At 40.4% G+C, this 8,365-nt stretch carries 7 protein-coding genes and 6 tRNA genes; 1 reads left to right on the plus strand and 12 read right to left on the minus strand.

The window, feature by feature from the left end; genetic code table 11:
• Window positions 1–11: 11 nt before the first annotated feature.
• The 11 genes from OMHG_RS11025 to OMHG_RS11075 form a co-directional block, all read right to left on the minus strand.
• The gene (locus OMHG_RS11025) at window positions 12–1,919 is read right to left on the minus strand and encodes a peptidoglycan D,D-transpeptidase FtsI family protein (RefSeq protein ID WP_010650890.1); all 1,908 of its coding nucleotides are present in this window, start codon (window positions 1,917–1,919) and stop codon (window positions 12–14) included.
• Between the two features lie 64 nt (window positions 1,920–1,983).
• Window positions 1,984–3,255 carry an MFS transporter gene (locus OMHG_RS11030; protein WP_010650891.1) on the minus strand — a complete coding sequence of 424 codons (1,272 nt, stop codon included), beginning with the start codon at window positions 3,253–3,255 and terminating at the stop codon, window positions 1,984–1,986.
• Window positions 3,256–3,352: 97 nt separating this feature from the next.
• Window positions 3,353–3,964, minus strand: a complete 612-nt coding sequence (sodA, locus tag OMHG_RS11035) for a superoxide dismutase SodA (RefSeq protein ID WP_010650893.1) — start codon at window positions 3,962–3,964, stop codon at window positions 3,353–3,355.
• Window positions 3,965–4,158: 194 nt separating this feature from the next.
• A tRNA-Phe gene (locus OMHG_RS11040) sits at window positions 4,159–4,231 on the minus strand.
• 48 nt (window positions 4,232–4,279) lie between these two features.
• Window positions 4,280–4,372, minus strand: a tRNA-Ser gene (locus OMHG_RS11045).
• Between the two features lie 9 nt (window positions 4,373–4,381).
• Window positions 4,382–4,458 (minus strand) — tRNA-Ile (locus tag OMHG_RS11050).
• A 14-nt stretch (window positions 4,459–4,472) separates the two neighbouring features.
• Window positions 4,473–4,548: transfer RNA gene (locus OMHG_RS11055), tRNA-His, on the minus strand.
• A gap of 17 nt (window positions 4,549–4,565) precedes the next feature.
• Window positions 4,566–4,642 (minus strand) — tRNA-Met (locus OMHG_RS11060).
• 1 nt (window position 4,643) lies between these two features.
• A tRNA-Asn gene (locus OMHG_RS11065) sits at window positions 4,644–4,718 on the minus strand.
• A gap of 315 nt (window positions 4,719–5,033) precedes the next feature.
• Window positions 5,034–6,659 carry a Na/Pi cotransporter family protein gene (locus tag OMHG_RS11070; RefSeq protein ID WP_010650894.1) on the minus strand — a complete coding sequence of 542 codons (1,626 nt, stop codon included), beginning with the start codon at window positions 6,657–6,659 and terminating at the stop codon, window positions 5,034–5,036.
• A 249-nt stretch (window positions 6,660–6,908) separates the two neighbouring features.
• The gene (locus OMHG_RS11075; protein ID WP_010650897.1) at window positions 6,909–7,538 is read right to left on the minus strand and encodes an NfeD family protein; all 630 of its coding nucleotides are present in this window, start codon (window positions 7,536–7,538) and stop codon (window positions 6,909–6,911) included.
• Between the two features lie 69 nt (window positions 7,539–7,607).
• Here OMHG_RS11075 and OMHG_RS11080 point away from each other — a divergent pair, with 69 nt between their 5' ends.
• Window positions 7,608–7,934 (plus strand): hypothetical protein, encoded by a 327-nt coding sequence (locus tag OMHG_RS11080; RefSeq protein WP_010650898.1) that lies wholly within the window; start codon window positions 7,608–7,610, stop codon window positions 7,932–7,934.
• A 46-nt stretch (window positions 7,935–7,980) separates the two neighbouring features.
• Here the strand turns inward: OMHG_RS11080 and OMHG_RS11085 are convergent.
• Window positions 7,981–8,365 (minus strand): hypothetical protein (locus OMHG_RS11085; protein WP_315969507.1); only part of this gene is annotated, 385 nt, incomplete at its 5' end.

Consider the following 8,365-nt stretch of genomic DNA (forward strand, 5'->3'; position numbering starts at 1 on the left):
AGCCAATTAAGTTATGGTTCAAAGTATCTGCCTAGTTTTTTACCGTCTTTATAATAGCCAACCTCTGCAGTACCTGTTTTACCTGCTGCTTTGTAATCTGCATCTTTGAAATAGCTATATGCTGTTCCGCCCTGTTCCTGAAATACTTGGCGGAAGCCTTCCTGTACTCGATCGAGATAGTTGTCGTCAATATCTATCTTATTCAATACATCTGTGTTAACCGTTTTGTATAACGGACCGAGTTCATCCTGAGATGCAATTGGCTCGCGTGCTTCTTTTAGGAAATGAGGCCTTACCCGATACCCGTCATTTGCTATTGTTGAGGCATATTGGGCCAATTGAAGGGCAGTATATTGATCATATTGGCCGATTGCTTGGAACATCGTCAGTCCAGGACTATTTGAAGTCCCCGTATATCCCGTTGATTCATGCGGGTAATCTATTCCAGTGGCCACTCCTAAACCAAACTGCTGATAATAATTCCTTAATACCTGCAGTGTATTTGAATCAAATCTAGGTATCTCTTTAGAAGGAAAAGGATATCTGTTTTCCCCCATCATCCTTAAAGCTACATAAAACATGTAAACGTTCGATGATTTTTTCAACGCAGTAATATCTGTCATGGAACCCAGTCCGGTGGAATAGGACCTGAATGTTGGTGAATCTTTTATTTCTATCGGTCGGTCATAAAAGCTCTGACCAGGTTTAATCGCTCCGGAGTCCAGTCCGGCAAGTATGGTAGCACCTTTGACTACGGAACCAGGCGTATGTGCATCCGACAATGCTCTAAAGCCAGAATCTTCATATTCCTTCGTTTCCTCATTATAATGACTTGCAGATATGGCCAGCAATTCTCCCGTATTAGGGTCCATCACAACTGCCAGCGCGTCCGTCAAATATTGATTCTCATACGGATGCTCTTTCTTTGCGGCCTTCAATTCCTCTTCTACGATCTTATCAACTTCCTGCTGGAATTCCATATCGATAGTAAGTACGAGATCTTTACCCCGCTGCCCTTCGACAACGGTCTTCGAATCAATTACCGTACCGTCTTTTTTGGTCGTATATTGGATTTGCTCTTTTCTTCCTCTAAGAAGATCTTCATACTGCAATTCCAATCCGCTTTTTCCAACACGATCATTGCGGCTGTAGCCCTTAGTCAAATAAGAATCTTCTTCACCGGCGGGTATCCCTTGTTCTTGAGAAGATATAGAACCCAGGAGGCTTGTAAGTGTTTCACCAAATGAATATTCCCTGTTCCAATCCGTCGTAGCATTGATACCAGGAAGTTCATCGAGATGTTCTGCGATGGTTGCATACTCCTCCGTTGATACATTCTCATTTTTTACAATCTGTGGTGTAAGTGAGTATGCTTTGTCTAATTCTTTCTTAATTGCAATCACTTCAAGCTCCTGCTTGCTGAAATCGCTGATCTCTTCTTCTGTTATCTTATCAAGTGTTGCATTATAGACCTCTGCATTTTCCATATCCTCTGCATCTTCAGCGGAAATTCGCTTGTCGGCTTCTTTTTTATTTAACAAATACCAATATTCCTTTTTGTTTCGCTCCGTAATGCCTTCAAGGGTATCTTTATCATCCATCACGATATACTTGGCAAGATCTTCAGCAACTTCAAGCCTGTCCTCTGCCTGAACACCTTTTGGTGGTGTATATGTGATTGAATACTCGGCTTCATTATCGACTATGACATTTCCATTCCGATCATATATTTTCCCCCTTGGTACAGGGATGCTTGTTGTATCCAGATTTGTCCGTTCGATTTCTTCCTGAAAGTCTTCCCCATTCAAAATCTGCACGACACCAAGCTGTAGAATCAATACTGAAAACAGTAAAAATACAACAAAGAATAATATATTAATTCGAATGGGAAGCTGGGCTTTCTTTTTCTTTTTCTTCATCTGCTCTCCCCCAATGCGAAAGGTAATTTTCTATTGCTTTTACACAATATTGATTTTACCATATTTACCGGTTTTTTTCGTCTGTAATTTGGTCCTTCATTAAAATTTCTTTCCTCTTTGAGCTTCCTAAATAGATATTCCGGACAAAAAAATAAATCATGATATGCCCGCCGCCAAGAACCGTTAATACTAATGGAATAACATCCTCAGCGACAAAGAATTTCACACCGGCAAGAAATATCAGAATGGAAAGCACCCTGCCAATGTTAAGGAATAATTCTCGGACAACAATATATTCAACTCTCATTTCTCCAGCTTTCCATGCCTTGCCGATGACATCGAACGTCAGGGATACATAGGGGACAGTAATGAGAGGATATGCAATTCCGATGACAACTGCATAAACCATCAGCAGGAAATAATTAATTTCAAAGAGGATGATAAAAATGGAGAAATAAAGCAACAATCCACCAAAGAGAATAGCTTTCTTCCTCATTGCAGGCTTAATAAATTTTGTTGCAATCATATAGAAAATAACAGATAGTCCAGAAAGGAACATATTGAATGTTCCAAGGGCAAGCTCACTTTCTGTCACCAAAAATACCCATATGGAAATAACAAATGCGAAGATTCCTTCCCGTAATCCCTGAAAAAAATGTGCATGGAGTATTCGCTTCCAATTTCTATTATGGTTCCTTTCTTCCAGGATTCTCCGGAAATGAAAAACCCCTTCTGCACCTCGCCGTTTCAATAAAAAGCTAGCCCCAACTGCGCATGCAAACAGAAAAAATGATATGGCGAAAATGACAGTATAGCCGATATTGTCCGTCATTTTTGCAATAATGAAACCTGCAAACAAAGGTCCTGTCATTCCCCCTAAGGATTGAAGAATTCCAAGGAACCCATTAAAAAAATCTCTTGTATCCGGCTCTGTAACTTCAAACGTCAGGACATTGAACGCAAGCCAATAAAAAGCATAGCCGATTCCAAGCATGCTGCCAAGCATAAAATTAAATTCTGCTGCATGTTCGCCAATGATCAGGACACTTAGGAAAAATAGCGACAGAAAAAAAACTCCCAATCGCAAAACAACAATGCGATCGATTTTTTTCGTCAATCTCCCAGCAAACACAAACGCAACGGTCTGGAAAATGCTTATCGAAAAATTGTAAATTGCTATGGTAACAAAATCGCTGGATTGTTTCCACAAATAAATATTGACAAAAGTATTTGATAGAAAAATCCCGCCTGAATACAGCCCGCCGATAAGCAGCAATACCAACAGATCCCTGTTGCTTTCCATTTTACTACGATAGAAATCCAAAAGTTTTTGCATCATAAAATACTCCTTTGCATCACTAATAGTGTGAACGAAGGAATGTTATATATACAGAAAAACACGCGGAATATTATCCGCGTGTCTCTTCAAAAATTTATTTAGCTGCGTTATAATTTTTTGCTGCTTCATCCCAATTAACAACATTCCAGAATGCGGAGATGTAATCAGGGCGTTTGTTTTGATATTTAAGGTAGTAGGCATGCTCCCAAACATCAAGACCCAATACAGGAGTTTTCCCCTCCATTAATGGTGAATCCTGATTTGGTGTGCTTGTTACTTCAAGCTCTCCATTATTGACAACGAGCCACGCCCAGCCGGAACCAAAGCGTCCAGCTGCCGCTGCTGCGAATTCTTCTTTGAATTTATCTAAGCTGCCAAATTTAGCGGCAATTTTATCAGCTAATTCTCCAGTTGGCTCGCCACCGCCATTTGGTGATAAAAGCTTCCAGAAAAGGCTATGGTTGGCATGACCGCCACCGTTGTTGCGAACAGCAGTGCGTGCACTTTCAGGTACTGCATCCAAGTTGCTGATTAAAGCTTCTACAGATTTAGCCTGAAGATCTGCCTGACCTTCTAAAGCATCATTTAATTTGGTAACATACGTGTTGTGGTGCTTCGTATGATGGATGTTCATTGTTTCTTTGTCGATTGTTGGTTCTAATGCATCATATGCATATGGTAATTCTGGTAATTCAAATTTTGCCATGATAAAACTTCCTCCTTAAATGAATAAGTATTATAAAGGATTGTAAACCCCTTAAATAAAAGATTATCAGAGCTAAACGATAGTTGCAAACTTTATGCACCAAGGAAAAGCTGTTCCAGCAAAAATGCTAATTTCGACAATAAAAGGGGAAAATTGGCATTAAAAAAACAAGCTATCAGCCTGTTTTAAAAGAGTGGCTCGGGACGGAATCGAACCGCCGACACAAGGATTTTCAGTCCTCTGCTCTACCGACTGAGCTACCAAGCCATATGAGTTTGTCCATAATACGTAAAACGTTTTTGATTGAAATAAAGATGGAGGAGGTAGAGGGATTCGAACCCCCGCGCGGTTTGACCCGCCTGTCGGTTTTCAAGACCGATCCCTTCAGCCGGACTTGGGTATACCTCCCGAGTTTTATGGTGGACCCTGTAGGACTCGAACCTACGACCGATCGGTTATGAGCCGATAGCTCTAACCAACTGAGCTAAGGGTCCTTCTTAATCAAATATGGGGCGACCGGTGGGAATTGAACCCACGAATGCCGGAGCCACAATCCGGTGCGTTAACCCCTTCGCCACGACCGCCATATAGTTTATTGAATTGGTAGCGGCGGAGGGGATCGAACCCCCGACCTCACGGGTATGAACCGTACGCTCTCGCCAGCTGAGCTACACCGCCATGGCTCCACAGGTAGGATTCGAACCTACGACCGATCGGTTAACAGCCGATAGCTCTACCACTGAGCTACTGTGGAATAATCTTAGAGTTTTGATGTCCTGCATTCGGAATTTATCAATTGCCAATTTCGTTTTATCAATGGCTTTTCGATGAATTCTTGGATATGCAATAATCAGCAACGAAATATAATTTATCATGTTAAAGTAAATCTGTCAATCTTTTTTGCGCTGTGGCAAAACTGTTTATGTATGGTCAATTTCGACTGCGTTATTTATAATAGCATGTTCCAAATCTAATTTCAAGATAAAAATCAAAAAATGTTAAAATTTGTTACAGGCTGCATGATGATAAACAAAAAAAGGAGGTTTCCCCCCTTTTTTTCTATAGCTAATTACTCTCCCAATACCGATTCTGCAATATTGACAGCATGGTCGCCAATCCGTTCGAGGTTACTGATAATATCCACGAATACAATACCAGAAGAACCACTGCATAGACCCTCATTCATTCGGATAATATGCTTCTTGCGGAATTTACGTTCCATCTTATCGATTTGATCCTCTTTTTGGACAACTTCCAGCGCTGCTTCGCGGTCCAAATGGTCAAGCGACTCAATTGCTTGTTTAACTGTCATCAAGGTCAAATCAAACATATTGTTCAAGTCTTCCATAGCCTGTTCTGTTAAATGGGCTTTATTTGAGATCTTATAGTCAATCAGTTCGACAATGTTCTCAAAATGGTCGCCAATCCGTTCAATATCTCTTACTGTATCCATTAAGGATGTATGTTTTGCACTCTCAGCTTCTGATAATGATTCAGCAGAAATGCTTACAAGGTAATCGGTGATTTTACGATCCAGATTATTCAAAGCACCTTCGATTTGCAATGCAAGCTCAGAATGCTTCTTCCCCTGTGTGGTTACATATGCATTTGTTTCTTCCAGTCCTTTGAATGCATACTCACCCATGCGAATAACCTCTGCCTTTGCCTGGTCAAGGGCGAGTGAAGACGATTGTGTTATAAAGATAGGATCCAAATGCTGTGCTTTATATTCAATAATCGTGTCCTCTCCAGGGACCAATTTAGTTACGATCCATGCCAATCCGGCTATGAATGGGAATTGAATAACTGTATTTGTGATATTGAAAGTACCATGGGCAAATGCGATGGTCATTTCAGGATTCAGATCAAATACTCCTTGCAGATACGTAATCAATGCAGTAAATACTCCCAGCAGCAAGAGGAATATGACTGTACCAACCAAGTTAAAAATGACATGCGTCAGTGCGGCTCTTCGTGCTGCGACAGTTGCACCAATTGAGGCCAATATCGCCGTAATTGTTGTACCGATATTATCTCCAAACAATACAGGTATTGCTGCTTGCAATTCGATTGCGCCTTCTGAGAATAAACCTTGCAGGATACCGATTGTAGCACTTGAACTTTGCACGATCAAAGTAAATACGGTCCCTATAACGACTCCTAAAATAGGTGTATCGCTCATTCTTAACGTTAATTCATGAAACGCTTCAAGACTCCGCAGTGGTGACATTCCGCTGCTCATTAGCTCCAAGCCAAAGAACAATGCACCGAATCCAAATATAGCCTGTCCGGCTGCTGTAACTTTTTGATTTTTAAAGAAGAAGATCAGGAAACTACCAATCGCTATGATCGGCAATGCATATTCTCCAATATCGATTCCGATAATGAATGCCGTTACGGTTGTACCGATATTAGCACCCATAATGACACCAATTGCCTGTCTAAGTGTCATAAATCCGGCGTTTACCAAACCTACAGTCAATACGGTTGTACCGGAACTGCTCTGGATAAGTACGGTTACGATAACCCCCGCCAATACTCCAAGGAATGGATTACTTGTAAATCTATCAAGAATGTCTCTCAGACGATCTCCAGCAGATTTCTGCAGGCCATCGCCCATAAATTTAATACCAAGAAGAAATATACCCAGTCCACCAATAAATTCAAATATCAGTGCTTGTACATCGATTTCCAATGATTCTCCATCCCTTCAATTATGTTGATTCTTGTCGTTTCACACCCTATCCATTATTAATGATAGATGATTCGTTTGTAAAGGATATATATAAAAATTTACATTAAATTTACATTCAGATTCCATTTTTAAACTCCATCCTATTTATATCTACCCTATTCGCGCTATTTCATACGTCACTCCTATAGAAGAAGGCTTTAATCATAAAGAAAGCCAATTCGATTAAAGTGTCGAATTGGCATTTGCAATTTATTCCATTTTTTCCACAAGAATTCTCGTTCCATCAACTTGAACCACCCTGATGCTGCTTCCTTTTTCTATCCATTGGCCATTGGAAATGGCACTGTAATCCTGTTTGCCAATTTTGACAGTGCCGACTGGCCGCAACGCATTCAGTGTAATCCCTTCCTCGCCCAATAATGACTTATATTCCTCATTCATGGAATTATATCCAGCCTCGCTCGTTAATTGGTCTGTCAGCGCGAGTTTAGTCCATACATCTCTTTTCTTAAATACCTTGAGAAAAATAAAAGATATTCCTGTACCAAAAAGAACACCCAATATGGCATATAAACCAGAAGTAAGATCCGGTGCTGCCAATGCTACGGCTGTCAGCATACTTGCAAGACCAAGAGTCGCCAAGGTACCATCGTTAACTATTTTACCATCAATAATAATAAGTAATAAACCAACAAAATATATAATAAGCATAAGGATGAAAGATCCAGTTTGAACATACGCTCCAAAATAGACAGTGATGAATCCTATTCCAAGCAAACCAAAGAATCCCCGCATATTGACAAGTACTTCGCCAATTAAAAATAACGTTCCAAAAAATGTTATAACAAACCCAATCCACTGTAAGTCAAAAATAGCCATCTATTCTCCCCCCCCTATTCAGTAATACGCTTTTACATGCAAATGGTTTCATCCTAAAGGAGAAATTTTATGTATACGCTAAAAAGATTTTTTCTTTTTATTTTCATTATATTGCTCTTCATCAGTATTTATCAAGATATAACGACGGAGGTAGATACAAATAAGCAAGAATCCGAAATGATCACCCCAGGTTCTTCAGGGAATTATTCCATTGCACATGTAAAGGTGGTCCCGGGTGATACCGTTCTATCCATAATTGAAGACATGAATAAAAGCAACCTGGAACAACTGAATATGAAGCTGGCCATTGAACATTTTGAAGCGCTAAATCCAACAACCGACCCACTTAACCTGAAACCCCACACCGTTTATTATTTCCCTGTGTATAACCAATGAATGACAACCATACAAAAAAGAGGCTGAACCGAATCAGCCTCTTTCATCATACAAATGGCAATATAAAGAGTGTGATTAAAATGGATATTGCACCAGCTGCGATTGCGATATTACCCAATGTGTCTGCACCGCGGCTTCTCGAGATAAAGCCAAAAATAATCCCTGCAGCCCCAAGAACGATTGGCCACACAAAAAATGAAATTACGGATAGAGCAATCGCTATCCAGCCATACATCGTTGTTGTATCCGATTTTCCGGACACTTCGTCGGAACGGTCCAAATCGTCAACAGTCATCTCTGCGGCATATTCTTCATTCCGGGAGCTGTCTGGTTCAATGCCGACAAAATCCTGGTTTTTATCTCGTTCCCCGTGATTCGGCGGGACCTGTGCATCTTTATTCTTCTCATGTTGAAATTCGTCCATAATCAAG

This window comes from Oceanobacillus massiliensis str. N'diop (assembly GCF_000285495.1).
Classification (GTDB): domain Bacteria; phylum Bacillota; class Bacilli; order Bacillales; family Amphibacillaceae; genus Oceanobacillus; species Oceanobacillus massiliensis.

Excerpts from the sequence above, each read along its gene's own strand:
- OMHG_RS11025 (WP_010650890.1), bottom strand. The coding sequence starts at position 1,919 with ATGAAGAAAAAGAAAAAGAAAGCCCAGCTTCCCATTCGAATTAATATA.
- OMHG_RS11030 (WP_010650891.1), bottom strand. The coding sequence starts at position 3,255 with ATGCAAAAACTTTTGGATTTCTATCGTAGTAAAATGGAAAGCAACAGG.
- sodA (WP_010650893.1), bottom strand. The coding sequence starts at position 3,964 with ATGGCAAAATTTGAATTACCAGAATTACCATATGCATATGATGCATTA.
- OMHG_RS11075 (WP_010650897.1), bottom strand. The coding sequence starts at position 7,538 with ATGGCTATTTTTGACTTACAGTGGATTGGGTTTGTTATAACATTTTTT.
- OMHG_RS11080 (WP_010650898.1), top strand. The coding sequence starts at position 7,608 with ATGTATACGCTAAAAAGATTTTTTCTTTTTATTTTCATTATATTGCTC.